This is a genomic window from Streptococcus sp. SO2 (genome assembly GCF_030440025.1).
In genome coordinates this window covers 119942-145422 of record NZ_JAQFJH010000002.1, presented here as the reverse complement: position 1 = coordinate 145422, position 25481 = coordinate 119942, and the positions used below count along the sequence as shown (strand labels likewise).

At 42.6% G+C, this 25481-nt stretch carries 20 protein-coding genes; 17 read left to right on the top strand and 3 right to left on the bottom strand.

The features are described 5' to 3' along the window. Positions 1-3 precede the first annotated feature (3 nt). The 8 genes from fmt to PCY17_RS03110 all read left to right on the top strand — a co-directional run bounded on the left by fmt (position 4) and on the right by PCY17_RS03110 (position 8767). Positions 4-939 (top strand): methionyl-tRNA formyltransferase, encoded by a 936-nt coding sequence (fmt, locus tag PCY17_RS03145; RefSeq protein WP_125413704.1) that lies wholly within the window; start codon positions 4-6, stop codon positions 937-939. Then, positions 932-2245: a 16S rRNA (cytosine(967)-C(5))-methyltransferase RsmB gene (gene rsmB, locus PCY17_RS03140; RefSeq protein WP_185755891.1), complete on the top strand. Its 1314-nt coding sequence runs from the start codon at positions 932-934 to the stop codon at positions 2243-2245. Before fmt ends, rsmB begins: the two co-directional genes overlap by 8 nt. Positions 2246-2260: 15 nt before the next feature. Next, positions 2261-3001, top strand: a complete 741-nt coding sequence (locus PCY17_RS03135; RefSeq protein WP_000401527.1) for a Stp1/IreP family PP2C-type Ser/Thr phosphatase — start codon at positions 2261-2263, stop codon at positions 2999-3001. Further along, positions 2998-4899: a Stk1 family PASTA domain-containing Ser/Thr kinase gene (gene pknB / locus PCY17_RS03130; protein ID WP_084881459.1), complete on the top strand. Its 1902-nt coding sequence runs from the start codon at positions 2998-3000 to the stop codon at positions 4897-4899. The genes PCY17_RS03135 and pknB overlap by 4 nt, the downstream gene beginning before the upstream one ends. Positions 4900-4986: 87 nt before the next feature. Beyond that, a complete protein-coding gene (locus PCY17_RS03125) occupies positions 4987-5745 on the top strand; it encodes a threonine/serine exporter family protein (protein ID WP_000344542.1) in 759 nt (252 codons plus the stop codon). Between the two features lies 1 nt (position 5746). After that, positions 5747-6202, top strand: a complete 456-nt coding sequence (locus PCY17_RS03120; RefSeq protein ID WP_000176902.1) for a threonine/serine exporter family protein — start codon at positions 5747-5749, stop codon at positions 6200-6202. A gap of 118 nt (positions 6203-6320) precedes the next feature. After that, positions 6321-7493, top strand: coding sequence for a hydroxymethylglutaryl-CoA synthase (locus PCY17_RS03115; RefSeq protein WP_008292874.1), 1173 nt, complete (start codon positions 6321-6323; stop codon positions 7491-7493). Further along, positions 7493-8767: a hydroxymethylglutaryl-CoA reductase, degradative gene (locus PCY17_RS03110; protein WP_084881458.1), complete on the top strand. Its 1275-nt coding sequence runs from the start codon at positions 7493-7495 to the stop codon at positions 8765-8767. The genes PCY17_RS03115 and PCY17_RS03110 overlap by 1 nt, the downstream gene beginning before the upstream one ends. Before the next feature lie 34 nt (positions 8768-8801). Here the strand turns inward: PCY17_RS03110 and PCY17_RS03105 are convergent, their stop codons facing one another. Then, positions 8802-9767 carry a LacI family DNA-binding transcriptional regulator gene (locus PCY17_RS03105; protein WP_000225979.1) on the bottom strand — a complete coding sequence of 322 codons (966 nt, stop codon included), beginning with the start codon at positions 9765-9767 and terminating at the stop codon, positions 8802-8804. Next, the gene (locus tag PCY17_RS03100) at positions 9748-11202 is read right to left on the bottom strand and encodes a sucrose-6-phosphate hydrolase (protein WP_084881457.1); all 1455 of its coding nucleotides are present in this window, start codon (positions 11200-11202) and stop codon (positions 9748-9750) included. Before PCY17_RS03100 ends, PCY17_RS03105 begins: the two co-directional genes overlap by 20 nt. Positions 11203-11580: 378 nt before the next feature. Here PCY17_RS03100 and PCY17_RS03095 point away from each other — a divergent pair, with 378 nt between their 5' ends. Both PCY17_RS03095 and scrK read left to right on the top strand, forming a co-directional pair. Next, the gene (locus PCY17_RS03095; protein ID WP_001064504.1) at positions 11581-13476 is read left to right on the top strand and encodes a sucrose-specific PTS transporter subunit IIBC; all 1896 of its coding nucleotides are present in this window, start codon (positions 11581-11583) and stop codon (positions 13474-13476) included. Positions 13477-13634: 158 nt separating this feature from the next. Further along, the gene (scrK, locus tag PCY17_RS03090) at positions 13635-14522 is read left to right on the top strand and encodes a fructokinase ScrK (protein WP_000164281.1); all 888 of its coding nucleotides are present in this window, start codon (positions 13635-13637) and stop codon (positions 14520-14522) included. Positions 14523-14568: 46 nt separating this feature from the next. On the opposite strand, the gene PCY17_RS03085 is transcribed toward scrK, so the two are convergent. Next, positions 14569-15186 carry a TVP38/TMEM64 family protein gene (locus tag PCY17_RS03085; protein ID WP_000076176.1) on the bottom strand — a complete coding sequence of 206 codons (618 nt, stop codon included), beginning with the start codon at positions 15184-15186 and terminating at the stop codon, positions 14569-14571. A gap of 132 nt (positions 15187-15318) precedes the next feature. Here PCY17_RS03085 and PCY17_RS03080 point away from each other — a divergent pair, with 132 nt between their 5' ends. The 7 genes from PCY17_RS03080 (at position 15319) to metF (ending at position 25075) form a co-directional block, all read left to right on the top strand. Next, a complete protein-coding gene (locus tag PCY17_RS03080) occupies positions 15319-17952 on the top strand; it encodes a DEAD/DEAH box helicase family protein (RefSeq protein WP_000901152.1) in 2634 nt (877 codons plus the stop codon). 243 nt (positions 17953-18195) lie between these two features. Then, positions 18196-20064: a P-loop NTPase fold protein gene (locus PCY17_RS03075; protein ID WP_247924003.1), complete on the top strand. Its 1869-nt coding sequence runs from the start codon at positions 18196-18198 to the stop codon at positions 20062-20064. Between the two features lie 212 nt (positions 20065-20276). Next, positions 20277-20681, top strand: a complete 405-nt coding sequence (locus PCY17_RS03070; protein WP_000438484.1) for a YbgA family protein — start codon at positions 20277-20279, stop codon at positions 20679-20681. Further along, positions 20665-21030, top strand: a complete 366-nt coding sequence (locus tag PCY17_RS03065) for a TIGR02328 family protein (protein ID WP_001241800.1) — start codon at positions 20665-20667, stop codon at positions 21028-21030. Before PCY17_RS03070 ends, PCY17_RS03065 begins: the two co-directional genes overlap by 17 nt. A 188-nt stretch (positions 21031-21218) precedes the next feature. Then, positions 21219-21512 (top strand): helix-turn-helix domain-containing protein, encoded by a 294-nt coding sequence (locus PCY17_RS03060; RefSeq protein WP_000797739.1) that lies wholly within the window; start codon positions 21219-21221, stop codon positions 21510-21512. 352 nt (positions 21513-21864) lie between these two features. Then, positions 21865-24114, top strand: coding sequence for a 5-methyltetrahydropteroyltriglutamate--homocysteine S-methyltransferase (metE, locus tag PCY17_RS03055; RefSeq protein ID WP_000108251.1), 2250 nt, complete (start codon positions 21865-21867; stop codon positions 24112-24114). Between the two features lie 94 nt (positions 24115-24208). After that, complete coding sequence (metF, locus tag PCY17_RS03050; RefSeq protein ID WP_070568079.1) at positions 24209-25075, top strand: methylenetetrahydrofolate reductase [NAD(P)H]; 867 nt, start codon at positions 24209-24211, stop codon at positions 25073-25075. Positions 25076-25481 lie beyond the last annotated feature (406 nt).

Genomic DNA, 25481 nt, shown 5'->3' with positions numbered 1-25481 from the left:
GAAATGACAAAATTAATCTTTATGGGAACTCCCGATTTTTCAGCGACAGTTTTGAAGGGGTTGATATCAGACGACCGTTACGAGATTCTAGCTGTTGTGACCCAGCCAGACCGCGCTGTTGGCCGTAAAAAAGTGATCCAAGAAACCCCAGTCAAGCAAGCTGCCAAAGAAGCAGGTCTTCCTATCTACCAACCAGAAAAATTATCTGGGAGCCCAGAGCTGGAAGCTATTATGAATCTAGGAGCGGATGGGATTGTGACCGCTGCTTTTGGGCAGTTTCTCCCAAGCAAACTTCTTGATAGCATGGACTTTGCGGTCAATGTTCACGCTTCCCTTCTTCCCAAACACCGTGGTGGAGCTCCCATTCATTATGCCTTGATTCAAGGGGATGAGGAAGCTGGTGTGACCATTATGGAGATGGTTAAGGAAATGGATGCAGGAGATATGATTTCCCGTCGCAGTATTCCTATCACAGATGAGGACAATGTCGGCACCTTGTTTGAAAAATTGGCAATCGTTGGTCGTGACTTGCTTTTGGACACCCTTCCTGGCTATATTGCTGGGGAGATCAAACCTGAACCACAAGATCCTAGTCAGGTCACTTTCTCGCCAAATATCAAGCCAGAGGAAGAGAAACTGGATTGGACTAAAACCAATCGCCAACTCTTCAACCAAATCCGTGGGATGAATCCTTGGCCTGTTGCCCATACTTTCCTTAAGGGTGACCGCTTTAAGATTTATGAAGCCCTACCAGTAGAAGGTCAGGGAAATCCAGGGGAGATTCTCTCTATTGGCAAAAAGGAATTAATCGTCGCAACGGCTGAAGGAGCTCTATCCCTCAAGCAAGTGCAGCCAGCTGGTAAACCTAAGATGGACATTGCTTCCTTCCTCAACGGAGTGGGACGGACATTGACTGTAGGAGAACGATTTGGTGACTAAAGTAGAAACGGCTAGAAGTCTAGTTCTAGCAGTGTTAGAGGATGTTTTTGTCAACCAAGCATATTCAAATATTGCCTTAAATAAACACCTCAAGGGGAGTCAACTCTCAGCAACAGACAAGGGTTTGGTGACAGAGATTGTCTACGGAACGGTAGCCCGAAAACTCACTCTGGAATGGTACCTGTCCCACTTTATCGAAGACAGAGATAAGCTAGATAACTGGCTCTATATTCTGCTCCTCCTGAGCGCTTACCAACTTCGGTATCTGGATAAGATTCCTAATCACGCTGTTGTTAATGAAGCGGTAGAGCTAGCCAAAGCCCGTAAAAAAGGGAGTGAAAAATTGGTCAACGCCGTCCTTCGTCGTATCTTGCGAGAAGGCTGGCCAGACATTGACAGTATCAAACGCAAAAACAAGCGTGATTCCATTGCTTATTCTCTCCCAGTTTGGCTCGTATCTAAACTTAAGGAAGAATACGGTGAAGAGCGAGCACAAGCCATCTTTAAAAGTCTCTTGGTGCGTAACAAAGCCAGCATCCGGGTGACCAACTTGAGCCGAAAAGAGGAAATCAAAGCTGTGTTAGAGACGACTGATTCCCCTTTGGCGGCCACTGGTTTGGTCAAGGAGCAAGGCCACTTTGCAGGTCATGATTTGTTCGCAGAAGGGGCTATAACCATCCAAGACGAGTCCAGTCAATTGGTTGCTCCGACCCTTGATCTACAAGGTGATGAACAGGTCCTAGATGCCTGTGCCGCTCCGGGTGGAAAAACAGCCCATATGGCCTCTTACCTCACATCCGGTAAGGTGACGGCTTTGGATCTTTATGACCATAAGTTGGACTTGATCCAAGAAAATGCGGAGCGTTTAGGTGTGGCAGATCAAGTGCAAACGCAAAAATTGGATGCCAGAAAGGTGCATGAGTTTTTTGAAAAGGACTCTTTTGATAAGATTTTGGTAGATGCTCCCTGTTCTGGGATTGGACTCTTGCGTCGTAAACCAGACATCAAATACAATAAAGAAACAGCAGATTTCATGTCCTTACAGGAAATTCAGCTGGAAATATTAGGTAGTGTTTGTCAAACGCTACGTAAAGGTGGTATAATAACGTATAGTACCTGTACTATTGTCTCTGAGGAGAACTTTCAAGTCGTTGAGGCGTTTTTAGAAAGTCATCCCGAGTTCGAGCAGGTTAAACTAGAACACGAATGTAAAGATATCCTGAAAGATGGCTGCATCCTGATTACTCCAGAATTGTATGGAAGCGATGGATTCTTCATTAGCCAATTTCGTAAGATATCAGATTAGGAAGGAACTGACACAATGGAAATAGCATTATTAACAGATGTTGGTCAGAAACGAACAAATAACCAAGACTATGTCAATCACTTTGTCAACCGAGCAGGACGCACTATGATCATCTTGGCTGACGGGATGGGAGGACACCGTGCAGGAAATATCGCTAGTGAGATGGCGGTAACAGACCTTGGTGTGGCTTGGGTGGATACCCAAATTGACTCAGTCAATGAAGTTCGTGAGTGGTTTGCCCACTACCTGGAGATTGAAAATCAAAAAATTCATCAACTAGGTCAGGACGAAGCCTACAGAGGTATGGGAACAACGCTAGAAGCTGTTGCTTTTATTGACAACCAAGCCATCTATGCTCACATTGGGGATTCTCGTATCGGTTTGATTCGTGGAGAAGAATACCACCAGTTGACGAGTGACCATTCCTTGGTCAACGAATTGCTCAAGGCTGGTCAATTGACTCCAGAAGAAGCAGAAACTCACCCTCAAAAGAATATCATCACCCAGTCTATCGGACAAAAAGATGAAATCCAGCCAGATTTTGGGATGATTACACTGGAGTCAGGAGATTATCTCTTGCTCAATAGTGATGGTTTGACCAATATGATTTCGGCAAGCGAGATTTATGATATCGTAACCAGCGATATTTCCCTAGCAGACAAGGCGGCAACCCTTATTCGTTTCGCTAACAATGCAGGAGGTTTAGACAACATTACGGTTGCCCTTGTTTACATGAACGAGGAGGCAGCAGAATGATCCAAATCGGCAAGATTTTTGCCGGGCGGTATCGGATTGTCAAGCAGATTGGTCGAGGAGGCATGGCAGATGTTTACTTGGCCAAGGATTTGATCCTAGACGGGGAAGAAGTGGCAGTGAAGGTCCTGAGGACCAACTACCAGACGGACCCGATTGCTGTGGCACGTTTCCAGCGTGAAGCGAGGGCCATGGCGGATCTGGACCATCCTCATATCGTTCGGATAACAGATATTGGTGAGGAAGACGGTCAACAGTACCTAGCTATGGAATACGTAGCAGGTCTTGACCTCAAGCGTTATATCAAAGAACACTATCCTCTTTCAAATGAAGAAGCAGTTCGGATCATGGGGCAAATCCTCTTGGCCATGCGCTTAGCCCATACTCGAGGAATTGTTCACCGGGATTTGAAACCTCAAAATATCCTCTTGACACCTGACGGCACAGCTAAGGTCACGGACTTTGGGATTGCTGTAGCCTTTGCGGAGACTAGTCTGACCCAGACCAACTCAATGTTAGGCTCTGTTCATTATTTGTCACCTGAGCAAGCGCGTGGTTCTAAAGCGACCTTCCAGAGTGATATCTATGCAATGGGGATTATCTTCTATGAGATGCTGACGGGACATATCCCTTATGATGGGGATAGCGCGGTGACCATCGCCCTCCAGCATTTCCAGAAGCCACTTCCGTCCGTCATAGCTGAAAATCCATCTGTCCCTCAGGCTTTAGAAAATGTTGTCATTAAGGCAACTGCTAAGAAGTTGTCAGATCGTTATCAGTCTGTTTCAGAAATGTATGTGGACTTGTCAACTAGCTTGTCTTATAATCGTCGGAATGAACCGAAACTGGTCTTTGACGATGCGAGTAAGGCAGACACTAAGACTTTACCTAAAGTTCCACAAAGTACACTGACGTCTATTCCTAAAGCGCCTGCGCAGGAAGAGCGTCCTCAGCCAAAGAAAGCTACTCAACCAGTCACTGAGCCAGCACCTGCACCAAAGCCAGCTAAAAAACGGAAGTTTAAAGCTCGCTATATGATTCTTTTAGCTAGTCTTCTATTGGTTGTAGCCTCTTTAATCTGGATTTTGTCAAGAACACCTGCAACGATTCCTATTCCTGACGTGGCCGGACAAACCGTTGCAGAGGCCAAAGAAGCACTCAAAAAATCCAAGTTTGAAGCTGGCGAAGAGAAATCGGAGGCTAGTGATACAGTAGCGGAAGGACGCGTTATTCGAACCGATCCTGAAGCAGGCAGCGGCCGAAAAGAAGGGACCAAGGTCAATTTGATTGTTTCTTCTGGTAAGCAATCCTTCCAATTGAGCAATTACGTCGGACGCAAGTATACAGAAGTTGTAGCTGAACTCAAGGAGAAAAAGGTACCAGAAAATCTAATTCAGATGGAAGAGGAAGAATCCAGCGAAAGCGAACCAGGAACTATCCTCAGACAAACCCCCGCTTCGGGTTCGACTTATGACCTTTCAAAAGCCACCACGATTACCTTAACAGTTGCCAAGAAGGTGACCAGTGTCAGCATGCCTAGCTACATCGGCTCAAGTCTCGAATTTACTAAGAATAATCTGACTCAGATTGTCGGAGTAAAAGAGGCTAATATTGAGGTTATTGAAGTATCGACTGCTTCTGAAGGAACAGCAGAGGGTACGGTTGTAGATCAAACACCAAAAGCTGGTGAAAAGGTTGATCTTGCTAGCACACGTATCAAGATTTCGATTTACAAACCGAAAACACCACCGTCAACTTCATCCTCTAACCCTGCTCAACGAGGGAACCAGGGTTCTACAACAACACCAAATCAAGGGAACCAGCAAGGAAATCAACAAGGGAATAATCCTCCAACGAATCAACCAAACAATGAAGGAAACCGCGAAAGTTCTCGAGATTAAACGAATCTTTGTCATGATTTCATGACAAAGATTTTTTTTCACAAGATTTTGTGATAAAATATAGGAAGTAGAAAAAAGGAGGAGAAAATGGACGAATCGAGAGAGTTGAATGCCGTCATTGATGTGATTATGCTAGCAGGAACCATTCTCCTGAAAAGTGGCTCAGAGATTCATCGGGTTGAGGATACTATGATCCGTATTGCCCATTCGCAGGGAATAATGGATTGCAATGTTCTTGCCATGCCCGCAGCTATTTTCTTTTCTATTGAAAATACCAATATTTCTCGGATGAAACGGGTGACCTCATCCTCTTATAACATTGAAAAAGTCTGTGATGTCAACCAAGTATCACGGGAGCTTGTGGGCGGGCAGATTGATCTCTCGACAGCCTTTAAAAAGCTCAAAGAAATTGGTAATCAAGCCCTTCCTTATACAAAGTTCCAAGTGACTGTAGCAGCGACCCTCAGTGCCCCTTTCTTCTCGATTATGTTTGGGGGCAATGTTTATGACGCTTTTGGTGCAGCTATTGCAACTTTATTTGGATTTGCCTTCTCTCTCTATGTCGAGAAGTTTGTCCGCATTCCTTTTGTAACGGCCTTTGCAGGTGCCTTTGTTTTCGGCTTGATCGCCCAGTTCTGGGCCCGCTATACAGGCTTTCCTTCGACAGCAGACCTGATTATAGCAGGAGCGGTCATGCCCTTTGTTCCAGGGATTGCTCTGACAAATGCGGTACGGGATATCATGACCAACCATATCAACTCTGGTATGAGCAAGATGTTTGAATCCCTGCTCATTACCCTCGCTTTAGGGGCCGGTACCTCCGTCGCCCTAGTTTTGATGACATAAGATGACTCTAACAAGTATTTTACTCCAAGCAGTAGCGAGTTTACTCGCCATCATCACCTTTCTAATCGTACTGAATGTTCAACGCTCCATGCTCCTACCTGGTGGTATTTTGGGAATGGGCGTTTGGCTCCTCTATCTCGTGCTCAAAGAACCAACCAATGTTATTATTGCGACCTTTATCGCAGCAGTAATTGGCTCTTGCATCAGTCAGATTTTAAGTATTGTCTATAAGACACCAGCGGTGGTCTTTGTCTTGGCCATTCTTGCCCCCTTGGTGCCGGGTTATTTATCCTATCGAACGACAGCTTTCTTTGTGACAGGCGATTACAGCCATGCTATTGCCAGCGCGACTTTGGTGGTTATGTTAGCTCTTGTTATTTCTATTGGAATGGCAAGTGGAACGGTGATTTTAAAGCTTTATTACTACATCCGAAAACAACGAGGAATCTCTTCCTAATACAATCAAAGCAAAGACTTGATTTGTTGAATCAAGTCTTTTTTCTCTCTTTTGTCCCTATTTGTGATAAAATAGAATGAAACGATTTTTTACAATGAATGAAAAAACAGAGGTAAATATGACAATCGGTATTGATAAGATTGGTTTTGCGACCAGTCAATATGTCTTGAAATTACAAGACTTAGCAGAAGCAAGGGGAGTTGACCCCGAAAAATTTAGCAAGGGACTCTTGTTAAATGAAATTAGTATTGCGCCACTGACTGAGGACATTGTTACCTTGGCAGCTAGTGCAAGCAACTCTATTTTATCAGACAAAGAAAAAGAAGAAATCGATATGGTCATCGTGGCGACCGAGTCAGGGATTGACCAGAGTAAGGCAGCGGCAGTCTTTGTTCATGGCTTGTTAGGCATTCAGCCTTTCGCCCGTAGCTTTGAAATCAAAGAAGCCTGCTATGGAGCGACAGCTGCCCTTCATTATGCTAAATTGCATGTGGAAAATTCTCCAGAGTCTAAGGTTTTGGTCATTGCCAGTGATATTGCCAAGTATGGTGTGGGAACTCCAGGTGAACCAACTCAGGGTGCTGGAAGTGTGGCGATGCTAATCACTCAAAATCCACGCATCATGGCCTTTAACAATGATAATGTTGCCCAAACGAGAGACATCATGGATTTCTGGCGTCCGAACTACTCAAGCACTCCTTATGTAAACGGCATGTACTCGACCCAACAGTATCTTGATTGCCTGACAACGACTTGGGATGAATATAAGAAACGCTATGACTGGACTATGGATGACTTTGCGGCTATCTGCTTCCACTTGCCTTATCCTAAGTTGGCCCTAAAAGGCTTGCGCAAGATGATGGACAAGAACTTATCTCAAGAGAAAAAGGATAGTCTGCAAGAAAACTTTGACAAGTCCATTCTCTACAGTCAGATGATTGGAAATATCTACACAGGTTCTCTCTTCCTCGGCCTCCTTTCTCTTTTGGAAAATGCAGAGACTTTGAAGGCTGGAGATAAAATTGCCCTCTACAGTTACGGAAGTGGAGCGGTTTCAGAGTTCTTTAGTGGAGAGCTGGTAGAAGGTTATGAAACTTATCTTGATAAGGATCGCTTGAGTAAACTTAAACAACGTACAACATTGTCTGTTGCAAACTATGAAAAAGTCTTCTTCGAAGAGGTGCAGTTGGATGAGTCTGGTTCAGCCCAATTTGCAGGTTATGAACATCAAGACTATGCCTTGGTTGAAATTGTCGACCACCAACGCCGTTATAGCAAGGTTGAAAAATAATGAAGATAAGTTGGAATGGATTTTCTAAAAAATCATACCATGAGCGCCTTGAGTTGTTACAAGCTCAGGCGCTCCTTAGTCCTGAAAGGCAAACGAGTCTGGAGCAGGATGAACAAGTCAGCTTGGCGGTTGCAGATCAGCTGAGTGAGAATGTGGTGGGAACTTTTTCTCTGCCTTATTCGATCATTCCAGAACTTTTGGTGAATGGTCAGGACTACACAGTTCCTTATGTGACAGAAGAGCCCTCAGTGGTTGCTGCGGCCAGCTATGCCAGCAAAATCATCAAGCGAGCAGGTGGCTTTACTGCTCAAGTACATGAGCGCCAGATGATCGGTCAGGTGGCCCTTTATCAAGTTGCTGATCCTGAACAAGCGCAAGAGAAGATTGCCAGCAAGAAAGCCGAACTCTTGGAACTTGCCAATCAAGCCTATCCTTCTATCGTCAAACGTGGTGGTGGGGCGCGTGATTTGCATGTAGAGCAGATCAAAGGTGAAACAGACTTTCTCGTTGTTTATCTTCATGTCGATACCCAGGAAGCCATGGGGGCCAATATGCTCAATACCATGCTAGAAGCCTTGAAGCCAGTCTTAGAAGAACTCAGTCAGGGACAGAGCCTCATGGGGATTCTGTCCAACTACGCGACCGATTCTCTGGTGACAGCAAGCTGTCGTATCGCCTTTCGCTACTTGAGCCGACAAAAGGATGAAGCCAGAGAAATAGCAGAGAAAATAGCTTTGGCTAGCCAGTTTGCGCAGGCAGATCCTTACCGAGCAGCTACTCACAATAAAGGGATTTTTAATGGTATCGATGCCATTTTAATCGCCACGGGTAATGACTGGCGTGCTATCGAAGCTGGGGCCCATGCCTTTGCCAGTCGAGACGGGCGCTATCAAGGTCTCAGTCGATGGAGTCTAGATAGGGACACAGAAGAATTGGTCGGTGAGATGACCTTACCCGTGCCGGTAGCGACCAAGGGTGGCTCTATCGGTCTCAACCCACGTGTAGCTCTCAGTCATGAACTACTAGGAAATCCTTCTGCCAAGGAATTAGCTCAGATTATCGTTTCTATCGGTCTCGCCCAAAACTTTGCGGCCCTCAAAGCCTTGGTGAGTACGGGCATCCAGCAAGGTCACATGAAGTTACAGGCCAAATCCTTAGCTCTCCTAGCAGGTGCTAGTGAGTCTGAAGTTACTCCCCTCGTTGAGCACCTCATCGCAGATAAAACCTTTAACTTAGAGACAGCCCAGCGCTATCTCGAAAACTTAAGATCATAAAAAACTCAGACGAATTCGTCTGAGTTTTTTGTACTTAAATACTTTTTCCAGGTAATAGGGTGACTGGTAAGAAGTAACCAGTTGTCGCGACTTCCTTGCCTTCGATCTTCTGCAAGAGAAGATCAACAGTGAGTTGGGCAATCTCTTCCAAGGGTTGCTTGATGGTCGCCAGTTGAGGGTAGTAGTTTTCGATAAAGTAAGTCCCATCATAGCCGATGACTTTGAGCTCTTCAGGAACAGAGATTCCCAGTTCCTGAGCTATTTTGATAACCAAGATGGCTGTCAGATCATCTGAAGCAAAGATAGCATCTGGTTTCTGATGAGTCAAGATATTCTTGATTTCCATTTCCTTTCTGACGGGAGAAAAGTCACTCGAAACATTGATAATAGGCGCTTTTGGGAGTACAGAGGCAAAACCAGCATGACGCAGTCCAGTAGGCGAATTGGAATTGTCATTCCCTGTAATCATGATAATAGACTGGGCACCTGTCTTGACCAAGGTTTGGGCAGCGAGAACCCCGCCACCGTAGTTGTCAGAGGAGACAACAGGAATGTCTGGAGACAAGTTTCGGTCAAAGGAAATGATTGGCGCTGTTACACGATTGTAGTCTTCAATTCCCAAGTTATGACTACCAGAAATGATACCGTCGACCTGATTGGCCTCTAGCATTTCGATGTACTCCCGTTCCTTCTTAGAGTCGTGCTCGCTGTTACAGATGATGGTCTTGTATCCATTTTTAAAGAGTTGGTGTTCCAACTTATCAATCAATTCTGCATAGAAAACATTGGAAATATTTGGGAAAATTAAGCCAATCAACTTAGCTGATTTTCCTTGGAGGCTACGAGCTAAATTGTTGGGCTTATAGCCCAATTCTCTCATGGCTTCATTGACCTTGAGAATGGTTTTTTCAGACAGATAACCTTTTTTATTGATAACCCGAGAAACGGTAGTAGGGCTGACACCAGCAAGTTTTGCGACATCAGTTAGTTTTGCGACCATAATCTATTTCATAGTAGGTTCCGGTTGGGTTTCCAGATTTGATCAGGATACCATTTTGATCGGCATTCGGAAAGACGCGACCAGAAAATACTTTTTCTCCTTTATTGATAAAAATTTCAAAAACAGAATTGTCGATGAAGATGTTAGCAGTAGTAGTTTGCTTGTCGATTGGGCAAGAACGAGTGCTTCCAAATTCTTGGGCGTACTGCTCACCAGCCTGGCTACGATCCACTGTCACTTGACCATTTACAAGGTCAAAGTTGATTGAAAGTCCCTTGCCTTCTTTGTCGGCAAGTAAGACAATCTCGCTCTGGCTATTGGCTTCCAAGTTGAGCTCGAGTTCATAGCTGTTATTGGTTTGAGCACGATTTGAAAAGGGTTCTTCAGAGACACGAAGGTCCTTGATAGCTGCGACAGGGTATTGGTAGAGTTTGCCATCTTTGATAGTGAGTTCCTTGACCAATGAGAAAGTTCCTTGGTGGTCAAAACGATCAGATGGGTAGGCTACATCTGGTAGTCCAAGCCAACTAACTGCTAGAGAGCGTCCGTCTGGAGCGTTGAAGGCTTGCGTTGCATAAGCTTCGAAACCATAGTCTAGATTTTGCAATGGAGAGACATCTACCATTTTAGCATTTTCAGGATCAAAAGAAGCCCCGATTTTGTACATGTTTGGATAGATATTATCATAGTCTAGAACACTCTTATCCAATCCTTGCGGGCAGTAGAGAAGTACAGGTTGTTCACCGATAAAGACCAGATTTGGACATTCCATCATATAGGCAGTACGGTCGTTGGCAAAGTCTAGGTCACCAACTGCTTGCCAGTTGGTGTAATCATTATCTATAGCTTTGTAGAGACGAACAAAGCCTTTTTTCTCCAAGTCCTGTCCACCCACGATAGCATAATATTGCCCCTTAAAGTTGAAAATTTGTGGGTCGCGGAAGTGGTCGGTAGAGTCTGCTGGCTGGTCAATCAAGACCTTGTCAATCTTCGAGATCTTGCCATCTTTTCCCAAAAGAGCACCAACCTGGTAAGGGTGACGAATCCAGTTTTCATCACGGACATTTCCAGTATAGAATAGGAACAACTGATCGCCAAACTGCATGGCAGATCCAGAGTAGGCCCCGTGGCTATCTAATGGAGTATCAGGCAAAACTTTGACTCCAGTTTCTGTAAAGTGCACTAAATCATCACTTTCAAGCTGCACCCAAGATTTCAAACCATGAGCTGCACCAAAGGGGAAGTTTTGGTAAAAGAGAATCCATTTACCATCAAAATAGGAAAAGCCATTTGGGTCATTGAGAAGCCCCATTTTAGGCTCGACATGGTAATGAGTATGCCATGGAGATTGTGCCATCTTTTCCTTGATTTGCTTGATTTCATCATTAGACCAGTCTTCATAGCGTCTATAACGGCGCTCAGTTGTCCATTCCATTTTATCTTTCCTCCTAAAGTTCTACTACCTTAATAGTAAACGTTTTCGACCAAAAAAGCAAGTCTTTTATGTTAAAAAATAGCAAAAAATGTCAAACGGTTGCCATAAATCAAGTAAAGGAAATCTAACAAATTTTCACGAAAAAATGAAAGAAAATGTAAATAAAAACCTTTATTCCTCAAGTTTAAAGATATTTTTTTGAGGAAAAAGAGAATTTCCCTCAAAAACGAGCAAAAATAATCAGAGGAAAAAGAAAGGGAATAAAAATTTCTGCAAAACGCTTGACATATTTTAGAAACATGATAAAATAATAGTCGTAGGGCGGATAAAATCGCTTTCAAACACTTTACAAAATTTTATATAAGGAGATTTTTGCAAATGAACAATCAGGATATTGCAAAAAAGGTCATCGAAGCCCTTGGCGGACGTGAGAATGTCAACAGTGTAGCCCACTGTGCGACTCGCCTCCGTGTGATGGTTAAAGATGAAGCGAAAATTAACAAAGATGCTATCGAGAACTTGGAAAAAGTTCAAGGTGCTTTCTTTAACTCAGGTCAATACCAAATCATCTTTGGTACTGGTACAGTAAACAAGATGTACGATGAAGTCGTAGCTCTTGGGTTGCCAACATCTTCTAAAGAAGACATGAAAGCAGAAGCTGCAAAACAAGGAAATTGGTTCCAACGTGCCATCCGTACTTTCGGTGACGTCTTCGTTCCAATCATTCCAGTTATCGTAGCAACTGGTCTCTTCATGGGTGTTCGTGGTCTCTTGACTGCTCTTGGAATGACACTTCCAGAAGATGTGACAACTTATACTCAGATCTTGACAGACACTGCCTTTATTATCTTGCCAGGTTTGGTTGTTTGGTCAACTTTCCGTGTATTCGGTGGTAACCCAGCTGTTGGTATCGTTCTTGGTATGATGCTCGTTTCTGATTCACTTCCAAATGCCTGGGCTGTTGCGTCTGGTGGTGAAGTAACTGCAATGCAGTTCTTCGGATTTATCCCAGTTGTAGGTTTGCAAGGTTCAGTTCTTCCAGCCTTCATCATCGGGGTTGTCGGAGCTAAGTTTGAAAAAGCAGTTCGTAAGGTTGTTCCAGATGTACTTGACCTCTTGGTAACACCGTTTGTAACACTCCTTGTAATGTCAATCCTTGGATTGTTTGTTATCGGACCAGTCTTTCACGTTGTTGAAAACTACATTCTCATTGGAACAAAAGCTATTCTTAACTTGCCATTCGGACTTGGTGGTTTCTTGATTGGTGGAGTTCACCAATTAATCGTCGTATCAGGTGTTCACCACATCTTCAACTTGCTTGAAGTTCAATTGCTTGCTGCTGACCACGCTAACCCATTCAACGCTATCATTACTGCAGCTATGACTGCTCAAGGTGCTGCAACTGTTGCCGTTGGTGTGAAAACTAAAAATCCTAAACTTAAAACTCTTGCTTTCCCAGCTGCTCTTTCTGCCTTCCTAGGTATTACTGAGCCTGCTATCTTCGGGGTTAACTTGCGTTTCCGTAAGCCTTTCTTCCTTTCATTGATTGCTGGTGCAGTCGGTGGTGGACTTGCTTCAATCCTTGGACTTGCTGGTACTGGTAATGGTATCACAGTCATCCCTGGTACAATGCTTTACATTGGGAATGGACAACTTCTACAATACCTTCTTATGGTAGCTGTATCCTTTGCACTTGGTTTTGCTCTTACTTACATGTTTGGTTACGAAGATGAAGTAGAAGAGGTTGCAGGAGCAATTTCTGAAGCTGAAACAGATCGTTTGACTGAAGAAGCAGTAACTGGTACTGTGATTTCACCAAGCGAAGGTGTTATCCAAACACCAATCGTTGGTGATGTCGTTGCTCTTTCAAATGTGAATGATCCAGTCTTCTCAAGTGGAGCTATGGGACAAGGTATTGCTGTAAAACCGAGTGAAGATGTTGTTTACGCACCAGCTGATGCTGAAGTGACAATTGTCTTCCCAACAGGACATGCTTATGGCCTAAGAACAGCTAACGGAGCTGAAATCTTGATCCACGTCGGTATCGATACGGTGACAATGAACGGTGAAGGCTTTGAACAAAAGGTTGCTCAAGGCGACAAGGTCAAAGCTGGTGACATTCTCGGAACCTTTGACTCAAACAAAATCGCTGCCGCAGGTCTTGACGACACAACAATGGTTATCGTAACCAACACTGCAGATTACGCTTCTGTAACACCAGTCGCAAGTGGTTCAGTTGTCAAGGGCGACGCGATCATCGAAGTGAAAGCCTAATCCTCTTCAAGAATCAAATCTAAAAACAAAACGAACAAATGACATGTTTGTTCGTTTTTGCTTGAATGGTAAGATTTACAGAGGAAAATCTAAAATATAGAGAAATCTAGACTTTCAAAATATGCTATAATAAAGAAAATAAAAACAAGAGGTTTATCATGACAAAATTATACGGAAGCTTAGAAGCAGGCGGTACAAAGTTTGTCTGTGCTGTCGGTGATGAAAACTTTAACATTGTAGAAAAAACACAATTTCCTACAACAACTCCTATCGAGACCATCGATAAAACCATTGAGTTCTTCTCAAAATTCGATAACCTTGCTGGTCTTGCTGTCGGATCATTTGGTCCAATCGATATCGACAAAAACTCCAAAACCTATGGCTTTATCACAACGACTCCAAAACCTCACTGGGCAAATGTCGACTTGCTTGGTGCCCTTCGTCGTGCTCTTAATGTACCCATGTATTTCACCACAGACGTAAACAGCTCTGCCTACGGTGAAGTAGTTGCCCGCAACAATGCTGGCGGCCGTATCGAGAACTTGGTCTACTACACAATCGGTACAGGGATCGGTGCAGGTGTTATCCAACGTGGTGAGTTTATCGGTGGTGTCGGTCACCCTGAAATGGGGCATTACTATGTAGCTAAACATCCAATGGATATTGAAAAAGAATTCAACGGTGTTTGTCCATTCCACAAGGGCTGTTTGGAAGGCTTTGCGGCTGGACCAAGTTTGGAGGCTCGTACAGGTATTCGTGGTGAAAACATCGAACTCAACAACTCTGTTTGGGACGTCCAAGCCTACTATATCGCTCAAGCTGCTGTCAACGCGACAGTGACTTTCCGACCAGATGTCATCGTCTTTGGTGGTGGCGTGATGGCACAGCAACACATGCTGGACCGTGTACGTGAGAAATTCACAGCTCTTCTCAATGGCTATCTACCAGTACCAGACGTGCGTGACTACATTGTCACTCCAGCAGTCGCAGGCAATGGCTCCGCTACACTTGGAAACTTTGTCCTTGCTAAGAGTGTCGCAAAATAAAACAAACAGAAAATCCGCTTTGGCAACCAAACGGATTTTTCTATTCTCAAAACATCTGCCAGAAGAAATCAATAATATAGGTCAAACCATAAGTATAAACCACTAGAGTAAAGGGCTTGGTCAGAATGATGATAATCATATAGCGCTTGAAGGTCATCTTGGTGAGGGCAGCCAGCATGCAGAGAAAGTCAGCTGGACTGACAGGCCAGATCATCATAAAGATAAAGAACCGCTCGAAACGATTGCCCTTATCTAGCCAACCGATATACTTGTCATAGGTGCGCTTGCTGACGACGGACTGGACAAAGGCAGCTCCATAGAGACGGACGAGGTAAAAGATAATGGCACAGCCAATCACGATTCCGATATAGTTATAGATGGTTCCGATGATGTGGCCGTAAATAAAGACCCCAGCCACTGAGGTCAAAGCTCCCGGAATGATTGGAACAACGGTTTGTAGGATCTGTAAAAAGATAAAGAGTGGTGGTCCCCAAACCCCAGCTTGCTGGATAAAGGCCGATAGGGTTTCCTTGGATTGTAAAACACCCGCCTGATAGGCCCAAATACAGAAAATCAAGGTGCCGACTCCCCCAACGATAGATGAAATATTGATGACTTGCTGTAGAAGGGGAGAAACAGCTTTCATTTGCTTATCCTGTGACATGTAAACTCCTCATAGATAGTATGATTCTACTATACCATATTTTATGGAGAAAAACTATCTGGATTATCTGACTGGTGAAATAAGTGTGGTAAAATGAGAATAAGAAAATGATGGTATAGAATGAGGGGTATCATGTTAGGTTTAAACTTTAAAGGAAGCTGGCGCCAATATCAAAAACAGGTCTTGGATCGTTTTCAGGACTATCAAGCAGACGGCCATGTTCATCTAGTGGCCGCTCCAGGGTCTGGAAAGACAACCATTGGTATCGAGCTAATCGCTCGTTTTGGCAACCCAGCCCTCATCTTAGTTCCGACTGTAACCATTCGTGAACAATGGGTGGATAGAATACAAACTGCTTTTCTAGAGGATTGTCAGAGGCTTTCAGACCTCGTTTCCCAAAACTTAAAGGAGATGAAGGTATTAACGATTGTGACCTATCAGGCTTTTCATAGTGCCATGAACCAACTTCAATCACAAGAAGATGGAGAAGCAGAGGATTTTGTGGGGTTTGATTTGCTTGCAAGCCTAAGAGCTCAGAAAGTTGCTACTCTTTGTTTGGACGAATGCCACCACCTGCGCAATGAATGGTGGAAAAGTCTGGAAGCCTTTCGCAAGCAGTATGGACCGCTGAAACTCATCTCCCTGACAGCGACACCACCATATGACAGCGATCCTGAACTCTGGGAACGCTATATCCGAATGTGCGGGGAGATCGATCAAGAAATCACGGTACCTGAACTAGTCAAGGAAGACACTCTTTGCCCTCATCAGGATTTTGTCTATATGTGCTCACCAACAGCTGAAGAGGCGGAACGTCTCAAACAGTTTGAGGAGACTAAGTGGGACTATATTCATCACCTTATAGTCGATCCTGATTTTCAAACATTTGTAGCAGGGTCTAAGGTCCTCAAAGGGGATATTTCATCTGATTTGCTTTTAGAAGATCCCAAGTACTTGTCTGCTATGTTGATTTATATGCATTCTCAGGGGTTAACGATTCCTCCCTCTTTGCAAAATTTACTGGGAACCCAGAGGCTTCCAACATTGACCTCCTACTGGTTGGAGACGCTGTTGCAGAGCATACTCTATCAGACACCAGATTGGTATGAGGATCCAGATGGATATAGGAAAAAGTTAGAGGCTGACTTGAAGGCGCGTGGGTTGGTGGAAAAACGTCAGGTTTATCTGGTTAAGTCTAAGGCTTCTGACCAGCTTTTAACCCAATCTCTAGGGAAGTTGTCTGCCATTGCCGATATCTTTTTGACGGAGTATGAGAGTCTAGGTCAGGAACTGAGACAGTTAGTACTAGCTGACTATATTCGCAAGGATTTTGCCACCTATCTGGGAGATAATCAGGCAACCATTTCTCAGTTGGGGGTTCTCCCTTATTTTGAAAGCATTCGTCGAAAAGCTCAGGAGCAAGAAATACCTGTGTCATTGGCTGTCTTGTCAGGTAGTGTCGTTATTTTGCCTACCGATGTGGCAGCAGAGTTGAAGGAATTCTTGCCTCAGGTTCCTCTTAGTTTCTCATCTATTGGTCACTTGGATCCAAAAGATTATGTGCAGGTTGGTTTTCCGAGCTCAGCTAAGGGAATCGTGGCGGCAGTGACGGAGCTTTTTCAACGAGGGCGGATTCAAGTCCTAGTCGGAACCAAATCTCTCCTCGGAGAGGGTTGGGATGCTCCTTGTGTTAATTCCCTAATCCTCGGAAGCTTTGTGGGGAGCTTTATGTTGAGTAACCAGATGCGCGGGCGTGCCATTCGTATCTGGCCGGGACATCCAGAAAAGACCAGCAACATCTGGCATCTGGTAGCCGTTCAAGCGCAAGCACTTATCACTTTTCCTGGTGAGGAGCCTAGACCAGAGAGCAATCAAGATCTGCAGACCTTGTCGCGACGGATGGAGCATTTTCTTGGATTGGCCTATAATCAGGAGAGTATTGAGACCGGTTTGGATCGTTTGGATTTTCCAAAGCCCCCTTTTAAGAAAAAGCAAATTAGTGAGTACAATGAGCGAGTTAAGAGTCTCTCCAAGGATCGAGCAGGCTTGAGACAAAAATGGCAAGATGCTCTTGTCGTAGCGGATCAATTTGAGATAGTTACAGAAGTCGCAACCCAAAAACAGAAGGTCCCAGTCATGCTCTTGCTTGATGCATTAAAATGGGTTCGCATGTCATTGCTCTTGTTGGCAGTGGATTTGTTGGTCTTGCTATTTAGACTGAGATTAATCGGTGTTTGGTGGCTTACGACAGCATGTCTCCTCTTTTTGGCTTTTGCATCTTGGCGCTACCTCTGCTATAAGAGTCCCTATAAACGCTTGCAGTCTCTGGGTGAGCAAATCCGAAAGGCTCTGCTAGATTCGGGGCATCTAACGGATGATCAATCCCGTGTTCAGGTAGAGGAGGACAAGGAAAACTATATGGTTTTTGCCTATCTCAAGGGAGGAAGCATGAGAGACAAGGAGTTGTTTGCACAGACTGTGGGAGAATTCTTTGCTCCAGTGGACAACCAGCGCTATCTGTTAGTAGCTCAAAAAGCCCCAGCTGGCCAATCCAAGTATTTCGTAGTTCCTAGCCTCTTTGAAAAACGCAAGGAAGAAGCACAGAAATTCCTCGACTTTCTGAGACCGACTATCGGACGTTATCACCTCGTCTATACACGAACAGAGGCCGGGCGGAAAATCCTTCTCGAAGCTCGTATCAAAGCTCTCTCCAATAAAAATGACCGTACCTTGACTAAGAAGAAGGTTAAAAGCCGATTGGAGTAGGGGAGTTTACAAGAGATAAATAAGTAAATTCTCTTAAAATATAAACACAATTAGAGACAGTAAGAGACGATTGACTAGTTCAAGTAAGAAGGAGAAGAAAGTTAAAGTAGAAGAAATAGAACAAGTAGCTGGATAAGGACTACCCCTTAGAAATGGATTTCTAAGGGGATTTTTGTGGATTCGTGGTATAATTTTTATAAAAGTAGGCGCTATGAAATATTTTGTTTTTTAGAAAGAAATACTATGGATGATAGATTTATTACATTAAAGCACATTGATACTTCAGTAGCCGCTAAAAATGTTGCTAAATTACTTGAAGAAAATAAAACTTATTTCTTAAATGGGAACTGGGGTTCTGGAAAAACAGAATTTCTAGTTGAAGTTGGTAAGAATACTAATAAAAAATTAGTTACGATAGACTTTTGGAGATTAAGCGATAACCGCTCAACGATTGAGATTGTTTTTTCAAAATTACACCCGTTGGTATATAGCCTTTTAAGGATTTTCATAGTTTTATGTGTCGCAGTTTCTATCTTAATGACTAATGTAGTTGATTTGGGTTTAAGTTCTTTTTTTGAATCTTTTTGTGTTAAATTAATTATTGGGAGTATTGTTTTATTAGTAGCAATCTATCAATTTTTTAAAATCAAATCAGATGGTTTTTACAGTTGTTTACTAACTTCTAAATGTCTATCATTATCTCGAAAAGTATTAGTTATTGATGATTTTGATCGAATGTCTAACAAACAACAAGAGGAGAGTTATAAAATTTTTAGCTTGCTTAATGGCAAGATTCCAATTGTTTTTGTTGGAGATATTGAGAAAGTGCATCTTAACGACAATAATTTCCTCTCTAAAATTATTGATAGACGGATAGAACTACCATTTGTTCTTCACCCATCAAATATTTGGCAAGATTATTTTGAGTTGTTAAGTAAAAAACTCAATACGAGTTTGTCAGATGATTTTTGGAGAAGGTTTAGCTTTGAAAACAGAAATTTGCGAGATCGTAATCATTTTAATGACTATGTCAATCAAGAATTCTTTTCAAGGAAGAAGTTTGAACATGTTCAAGAAGAACAGCAACTTTGGATTATCTACGCTTATCTTTTTTATCCTGAATTATATAAACAACTATTAAAGAACGAAGAAATAAAAGTTAAGGATGATGAAGAAACAAGTTTTACAGAGATTTTCAAGTTTGGACGAAGCATACAGGAAATATTATCTGACATTCAGCAATCAGACCATAACCAATATCCACCGAACTATAAAAAGAATAAACCAGCCTATTTTCTCTATGAAGAACCTCTAAATCATACAAAAGAGGAATTTAATACATTACTTGAAACAGACAGTAATGAATTATCCAGAGAACTAAGAGAGGCAAACTATAACAAAGATTTTTATCAATATCTCTCAAGCGAATATAAATCTTTTTCTGAAATTCAGAAAGCTAAACTACTACGTATTACTATACAGGAATCTCTGAAATCTTATAATAGCTCTGCAATGGACTATATTGTTGAAGAAAAATTGAATGAAGAAATCCCTAGATATGAGAGAAATACTCCTTTAAGCAAGGAAACAATAGCTAGGATTGTAAATTTTTGGGAAACTATTCTTAGGAAAGAAGGTTTAGACCAGTCTGAAATCATTTATTTTATGGAAAAGCATAGAGTACTTAGCTTCCATGATTTGGGACTTCACTATACAAAATTAGAGATTAATAATGAAAATTTTGCCAAGCTAAATCGGAAAGATTTCTTCCTATTGACCTATCTAAGTGCGGTTAATAAATTTGGGCAATTTAAGAAATGGGATAGTAGTATATGGAATGCGATAGATTGTTTTGGAGATAAGGAATTTTTATCATTTTGGAAATTTCAAGGGATTCTATCTACTGATGAGAATTATTTTGATTTTGATATTATCCCAGAAAATATGATCTATACTCTTTGGATAGGTAAATACACTTTTGAACCACCACATGATTTTGAAGATTATAGGGAGGATGTTATTAAAAAGATTCGCCTGAAACTTGATCAGCTGGAATCAAAAGGATTCACATTTGATGAGAAAATAGATGGAGAACATAGACGCAGGGATTAGGATTTTAAAATTTGGGTATTTTTCTAGTTTATTGCTTATTTCTTACCGTTACACTAAATTAGCATTCTCTAAAAAAATTACTTGCTCTACTCAGGTCGAGTGGTTTTTATAGAATTATGATAAAATAGGAGAAATAATACATTTTTTGAAAGAGGTTTAGACAAAACTTTGTTTCCATATTTCCTGGAAACGGATAGAAAGCAAGGAGAAACATGGAACAAACTAATCAAAAATCCCAGTGCCAACAACTCTGGGCTAGAAACAAATACCTCGTTTTGAGCCATTCCAGCAATATTTACAATGAGATTCGCCAATACTTGAAGAATGAAGTGGTGGAGGTAAGTCATGTTCAAGAACTGATTGACCGTGCCTGCCAAATTCCTGAGCATAGAGGTCAGGTTTGCAATGCCTTTCAGCATATTTGGGGCTATTTCAAAAAGAAAGCGACAGATGTTGAATGCAAAGACTACATGCTCTTGCTGGATCGCTACCGCTTTGGTCAGGCTTCTAAGGAAGACTTAATCGCTAAGACGAGAGAGTTGCTGGATCGCTATCCCAATACCTATTTGCAACATTCGACTTTACTGAAAGGAGACTCTCATGAGACTTTGGCATGAGGCTTTGATTTCACAACTTCCCCGTCCGCAGCTTTTGGGGCAACATCGAGAGTGCTGTGCTCTTCGTGGCAATGGCTGGGGCAGAAAGCATGCGACGGTGGACTATGTCTTTACCCACTCGCCTTATCGTCTCTATGCCTATCATCGCTTGATCATGGAGGAGATGGCAATCCGTGGCTACAATGTCAGTCCAGAGTGGCTGGATAAGAACTACCGTGGCAAGACCTGCCCTTCTTATCAAGACTTAGCAGAGGAGAAACTAGGCAAGACCATCTATAGTGAACATGATGCAGAATACTATGAGGAGTGTTTAGCTAATCTCCGAGAGAAAGGCATTGAGCTGGAGTAAGAGTCAGGATTAGCTCCATATTATAACTCTTCTCGTAATTTTTTTGAATAATAAATATGAGACCTTTAGAATGATTCTAAGGTCTTCTTTTTAAGAGTATTAGGATTTACTTTTAATAACTTTTAAGTTATAATTTGTTTCAAAAGCCAAGCGTGAACTGAAGGACATAAAAGAAAGAGGGTTAAGTGATGAAGAATAGTGCTATTGGAAGTAATTGGAAGGATATCCGATCTGAACTCTTTACCAAGGAGGAAATCCTTGAAAGTGATATGCGAGTGGATATCATGAGTGAGTTGATTGAGGCTAGACATGAGCAAGGTATCAGTCAGAAAAAGCTAGAGGAACTCAGTGGAGTAAGCCAGCCTGTTATAGCTAGGATGGAGACAGGAAAGACCAGTCCTCAGTTGGATACGGTCTTAAAAGTTTTAGCAAGTTTAGGAAAGACACTAGCAGTCGTTCCACTTGAACAGGAAAAAGGTTGATAGAGAAGAGATTACTTGGTTGGCTAAAATCATCCACAGAACAATTTTACCTCCCGTCCGCACTTTTTCAGGGAAATATCAGAATTACAAAAGAAAACCAACCTATAGTCTTTTCTAATAGCAAGCCATAGTCACTGATGAAAATCGTCAATAGCTCGTTTGAGCATTCCAACTAAAATACAGCCACCAAACAAGCAATACAAAGGATTTGAGACACAGATCTCAAGTCTTTTTCTTTTGTTTAAAACAGTGATATAGTTTCAAACTATATCAAAGCCTAATTATTTACAATTATACAGACAGTTTCTTTTCTGTTAAGATAGTTTCAACAACAAATTTTGGAGGACACATCATGTCAACTACGATCATCGGTTTCCCTCGTTTGGGCGAATTCCGCGAATTAAAATTTACAACTGAAAAATACTTTAGAAAAGAAATCTCAGAAGAAGAACTCCTTGCCGCAGCAAAAGAATTGCGTGCTAAACACTGGAACATCGTCAAAGAAAAAGGCATCACTGAAATCCCATCAAATGACTTTTCTCACTATGACAACTTCCTAGATGCAGCTTTCCTCTTCAACGTGGTACCTGCTTCCGTTCAAAACTTGGAATTGTCTGATCTTGAACGCTACTTTGCTTTGGGACGTGGTTACCAAGGAGAAAAAGGGGACGTGCGTGCCCTTCCGATGAAGAAATGGTTTAACACCAACTACCACTACATCGTTCCTAAATTTGAAAAAGACACTCAAGTTAAATTGGCTGGTCACAAGATTTTTGATGAGTTCCAAGAAGCAAAAGAACTTGGTCTCAACACTCGTCCAGTCCTTGTAGGTCCGTTCACTTTCCTTCAATTGTCAGATTTTGAAGACGGTGTGAAAGCAGAAGACTTCGTAGATAGCTTAGTAGCTGCTTACCAAGAGGTCTTTGCTAAATTGGCTGAGCTTGGTGCGACTCGTATCCAATTGGACGAAGCAGCTCTTGTCAAAGATTTGACAGCTGAAGAAAAAGCCCTCTTCTTGAACCTCTACAACAAGCTTTTGGCTGACAAGAAAGGTCTTGAAGTCTTGCTTCAAACTTACTTCGGTGACGTTCGTGACGTCTACGCTGACCTTGTGAACTTGCCAGTAGATGCCATTGGTTTGGACTTCGTTGAAGGTAAGAAAACTCTTGAACTCGTTAAAGGTGGCTTCCCAGCTGACAAGACTCTCTATGCAGGTATTGTCAATGGTAAGAACATCTGGCGTAACAACTATGAAAAGAGCTTGGCGATTCTTGAACAAATCCCAGCTGAAAACATCGTTTTGACTAGCTCATGCTCACTTCTTCATGTGCCATTTACAACAGCTAACGAAGAATTTGAACCAGCTATCTTGAACCACTTTGCTTTTGCAGTTGAAAAATTGGATGAGATTCGTGATTTGGATGCTATCCGCAATGGTCAAGGTGCAGAAGCTCTTGCAGCTAACAAAGAACTCTTTGCGACTGAGCGTGTGGGTGAAAATACAGAACTTCGTGCGCGTATCGCTGGTTTGACAGACGCAGACTACACTCGTTTGCCAGCCTTTGCAGAACGTGAAGCTATCCAAGAAGAAGCCTTTAAACTTCCAGCTCTTCCAACAACAACCATCGGTTCATTCCCTCAAACTAAGGAAGTTCGTGCCAAACGTTTGGCCTTCCGTAAGGGTGAATTGTCACAAGAAGAATACGACGCTTTCCTTGCTGAAACCATCGACGAATGGATTAAATGGCAAGAAGAAGTTGGATTTGACGTGCTTGTACACGGTGAGTTCGAGCGTAACGACATGGTTGAGTACTTCGGTCAAAACTTGTCAGGTTACCTCTTCTCTAAGAATGGTTGGGTACAATCTTACGGTATGCGTGGGGTGAAACCACCAATCATCTGGGGTGATGTCACTCGTCTCAACCCAATCACTGTCAAATGGTCTAGCTATGCTCAAAGTCGTACAGACAAACCTGTTAAGGGTATGTTGACTGGACCTGTTACCATCCTCAACTGGTCATTCCCACGTGAAGACATCTCTATCAAGGACTCAACTCTTCAAATCGCTCTTGCTATCAAGGATGAAGTTCTTGACCTTGAAGCTGCTGGTGTGAAAATCATCCAAATCGATGAGGCTGCTCTTCGTGAGAAATTGCCACTCCGTCGTAGCGACTGGTACGAAGACTACCTTGATTGGGCTATTCCAGCCTTCCGCTTGGTACACTCTACAGTAGCGCCAGACACTCAAATCCACACCCACATGTGTTACTCAGAATTTACAGATATCATCCCAGCTATCGACAACATGGATGCGGACGTTATTTCCTTTGAAGCAAGCCGTTCAAACCTTGAAATCTTGGACGAACTCAAAGCGAAAAACTTCCAAACAGAAGTGGGTCCTGGAGTTTACGATATCCACTCACCTCGTGTGCCAAATGAAGGCGAAATTGACCACACAATCGATGCTATTCTTGCCAAAGTACCAAGCAAGAAAGTTTGGATCAACCCTGACTGTGGTTTGAAAACACGTGGTATTCCAGAAACAAAAGAAAGCTTGATCCGCCTTGTTGAAGCAGCAAAAGCTGCGCGTGAGAAATTATAAGATAAGATTTCTCTCTTGACACTGACTGATCAAGGAACTGCTTGGCCCTAGCTGGCTCAGCAATCATGAAATCAAAAAGAAAAGGATAATGACTATGTCACGCCAAACTCCGTCACTTTCATTTGAAGTGTTCCCTCCAAACCCAGCTGTGGGTAATGATAAAATTATTTCAGCCTTGCAGGATATGCGGGAGCTGACACCGCACTTTATCAGTGTGACTGCCAGCAACAATAAATTTAATATCAAGGAAACAACGGTTCGTTTGGCTGACTTTATCCAGAATGACTTGACGATTCCAACCATTGCCCACTTGCCAGCTATCTATCTGACCAAGGAAAAGGTTGCTGAAACCATTGCAGACTTGGATAAGGTTGGGGTACAGAAAATCTTGGCCTTGCGTGGGGATATTATCCCTGATGTGGAACCACAAAAGGATTTCCGCTACGCAACGGATTTGATCGAGTTCATCAAGGAACAAGCCCCTCACTTTGATATTATTGGCGCTTGCTACCCAGAGGGGCATCCTGACTCTCCAAACCAAATCTCGGATATTCAAAATCTCAAGAAGAAAGTGGATGCAGGTTGTTCAAGCCTTGTAACGCAACTTTTCTTTGACAATGAGCGCTTCTACGATTTCCAAGATAAGTGTACCTTGGCAGGGATTGATGTTCCTATTCATGCAGGTATCATGCCCATTCTGAACCGTAATCAAGCACTTCGTCTCTTGAAGACTTGTGAGAATATCCATCTTCCACGTAAATTTAAGGCCATCTTAGACAAGTATGAGCATGACCCTGAGTCGCTCAGAGCAGCAGGACTTGCCTATGCCGTGGATCAGATCGTGGACTTGGTAACGCAGGATGTCGCAGGTGTGCATCTCTACACCATGAACAATGCTGAAACAGCAAAATACATCCACCAAGCAACCCATGCCTTGTTTAATCATCAGTCTTTAGGATAATAAAAAGCAAACCATTCTTCTCAGGTGAGGGGAATGGTTCCTTTTTAATAGAAAAGCCCGCACTTTTTAAGAAAAATATGATAAAATAGACTCTGTACGTACTTGATACAAAGATGAGGGTATTTAGGTTGTAGAAGTTTGTTTAAAGTGGATTATTTTTTAAACAAAATATGATAATAGGTGTCTCAAAAAACACGAACGGAGTGAGTATTTAAAAGATATTTCAAGCTATAGTAGTATCCTAGAGAATAACTCTGTTATTTTCTAGGACGGAATTTTTTAGACTTCAGGCTAAAAAATAAGGGATGAAATTCCGAAGGAAGTTGCTCCCGTCCGCACTATTCCAGTGAAATATCAAAAAAACTACTTAATTGAATTTTGGTCTCATTTCTTAGGAAAAAAGACA